Source organism: Microbacterium sp. Leaf351 (genome assembly GCF_001423825.1).
Classification (GTDB): Bacteria; Actinomycetota; Actinomycetes; order Actinomycetales; family Microbacteriaceae; genus Microbacterium; species Microbacterium ginsengisoli.
Map to the genome: position 1 here is coordinate 3,012 of NZ_LMPK01000038.1, position 2,425 is coordinate 5,436.

The 2,425-nt window shown below is 65.1% G+C and carries 3 protein-coding genes; 1 reads left to right on the top strand and 2 read right to left on the bottom strand.

Annotation, left to right across the window (positions count from 1 at the left end; genetic code table 11):
• Positions 1-200 precede the first annotated feature (200 nt).
• Positions 201-1,154 carry a tyrosine-type recombinase/integrase gene (locus ASG00_RS12745; protein ID WP_235557412.1) on the top strand — a complete coding sequence of 318 codons (954 nt, stop codon included), beginning with the start codon at positions 201-203 and terminating at the stop codon, positions 1,152-1,154.
• A gap of 217 nt (positions 1,155-1,371) precedes the next feature.
• Here the strand turns inward: ASG00_RS12745 and ASG00_RS12750 are convergent, their stop codons facing one another.
• Together ASG00_RS12750 and ASG00_RS18565 are read right to left on the bottom strand one after the other, a co-directional pair.
• Positions 1,372-1,821, bottom strand: a complete 450-nt coding sequence (locus ASG00_RS12750; protein WP_156454748.1) for a hypothetical protein — start codon at positions 1,819-1,821, stop codon at positions 1,372-1,374.
• Between the two features lie 20 nt (positions 1,822-1,841).
• Positions 1,842-2,425 (bottom strand): DUF933 domain-containing protein (locus ASG00_RS18565; protein ID WP_235559589.1); only part of this gene is annotated, 584 nt, incomplete at its 5' end.

Here is a 2,425-nt window from a genome sequence, read left to right on the forward strand (position 1 = left end):
GACTGTCAGGAAGGTCATGCCCTGCTTGCTGTCCCCGAAGACCATCTCGAAGGGATATCGCTCCACGCCACCGGCAACCGCAACGCCCTTTGATACGCAAGCGGTTCGGCGCGCTCGATCTCCAACGCGGCACCGGAGCGGGGTCGGCTCTGGCAGGTCGACGACCCACTGAGCGACAATGGTGGCCTCGGAGGTGAGCGATGGCGAGCATCAAGCAACGTCCCAACGGCACCTGGCGAGCGCGCTACCGGGACGAGATGCGCCGCGAGCATTCACGACACTTCCGCACGAAGCGCGACGCTCAGCGGTGGCTCGATGAGGTCACCTCGCAAGTGGTCACCGGCATGTACGTCGATCCGAAGGCCGGTGCGATCTCGCTGGCCTCGTACTTCGCCGACTGGTCGCAACGACAGGTGTGGGCGCCGACGACCACCGTCGCGATGAAGCTCACGGTCGCGAAGTGCGCGTTCCGCGAGGTGGAGTTGCGCAGCATCCGCCGATCTCAGGTCGAGGCGTGGGTGAAGCAGATGCACGCCGGCGGCTACGCACCCGGAACGATCAAGATACGCGTCAACAACATCCGCGCGGTACTCCGCGCGGCCGTCCGCGACCGGCTGACCGCCACGGACCCGTCACTCGGGGTGACACTCCCCCGCATGCGGAAGGCCGACATGGCCATGCGGATCCCCACGCCGGAAGAGGTCGCGGAGATCATGAGCGCCGCCGAGGAGTGGTTCCGGCCCTTCATCGCATTCTGCGCGTTCGCGGGGCTACGTCTCGGCGAGGCTGCGGCGATGCAGCTCCCCGACGTCGACTTTCTGCACCGCCAGATCCGCGTGCGGCGGCAGGTGCAACGCAAGCCCGGCGGCCTCGTCGATCTGCGCCCGCCCAAGTACGGCTCCGAGCGCGACATCCCGGCGCCCGACGAACTCTTGAACCTGCTGAGCGAGCACATCGCCACCTGGAAGACGTTCGGCGCCGACCGGTGGATCTTCTACGGCAGGAACAACGAACCACCGCACCAGAACACGATCCACTATTGGTGGAAGACCACGCTTCAGCGTGCTGGTATCGAAGGCGTGCGGCTACACGATCTCCGGCACTTCTACGCCTCGGGATTGATCGCCGCGGGGCGCGATGTCGTCACCGTGTAGCGCGCTCTCGGGCACGCGAAAGCGACCACAACGCTCAACACGTACAGCCATTTGTGGCCCACCGCCGACGACCGCACACGGGCCGCGACGAGCACTCTCGTCGAAAGTGTTCTGCGGACTTTTGCGGAGTCTGTGCGGACTGATTCGCCAAATTCCGCGTAATTCCGCGGCAAAACGGCCCATTCAGTTGTTGAAGCGGAACTCCACCACGTCGCCGCTAGGCATCGTCATCGTCGTCGTCATCCAAGAAAGCGGTTCCGTAAAGGTCGCAACCCAGGCGCGCCAAATCGGCAAGGAGATCGGCGGGGATGACGAAGCCTCCCTGAGAACTATCCGAATCACCCGACCACCAAATGATCGTCTCGCAGTCCGCGCGCAGCGCAGCGAGTGCCTCTGCGCGATCTCGAAAAGAGTCGACGAGAACCCTCAGCGATGCAAAGCCTGTCTCGTCCTCAGGATCGACAAGAGCATCATCAGCGCTGAGTGACCAGTGGGCTTGCTGATAGGACATGGCTCCTGGCTTCAGATCCATGCCTCGCAGCGCAGCCTTCGTCGGCTCGCCGATGTCGTGGCTGTCGTGCGGTTCGAGGCCGAGAACGGACGTGATCTCGGCCGCAGTCCGCACGTCGCTGTAGATCGACATTGTCGAGCGGTTGTAGCGGATCATCCTGCCCTTTCGCCAAATGCCTAACTGTGACGGAATTCGACGACGTCGCCGTCCTGCATGACGTATTCCTTGCCCTCGAGGCGGGCCTTGCCGCGCGAGCGCGCCTCGACGACCGACCCCGCGTCGAGCAGGTCCTGGAACGAGATCACCTCGGCCTTGATGAAGCCCTTCTCGAAGTCGGTGTGGATCACTCCGGCGGCCTGCGGGGCCTTCCAGCCCTTGCCGATCGTCCACGCGCGGGCCTCCTTCGGGCCCGCGGTCAGGTAGGTCTGCAGCCCGAGCGTGTCGAAGCCGACGCGCGCGAGCTGGTCGAGACCCGACTCGCTCTGACCGGTGGAGGCCAGCAGCTCAGCGGCATCCTCGGGGTCGAGGTCGATGAGCTCGGACTCGATCTTCGCGTCGAGGAACACCGCCTTCGCGGGGGCGACGAGGGCTGCGAGCTCGGCGAGACGTGCGGCATCCGTCAGCACCGACTCGTCGACGTTGAAGACGAAGATGAAGGGCTTGGCGGTGAGCAGCCCGAGTTCCTTGATGGGCGCGAGGTCGAGTGCGGATGCCGACAGCAGCACGCCGCGCTCGAGGGCGTCCTTCGCGGCGGTCGCGG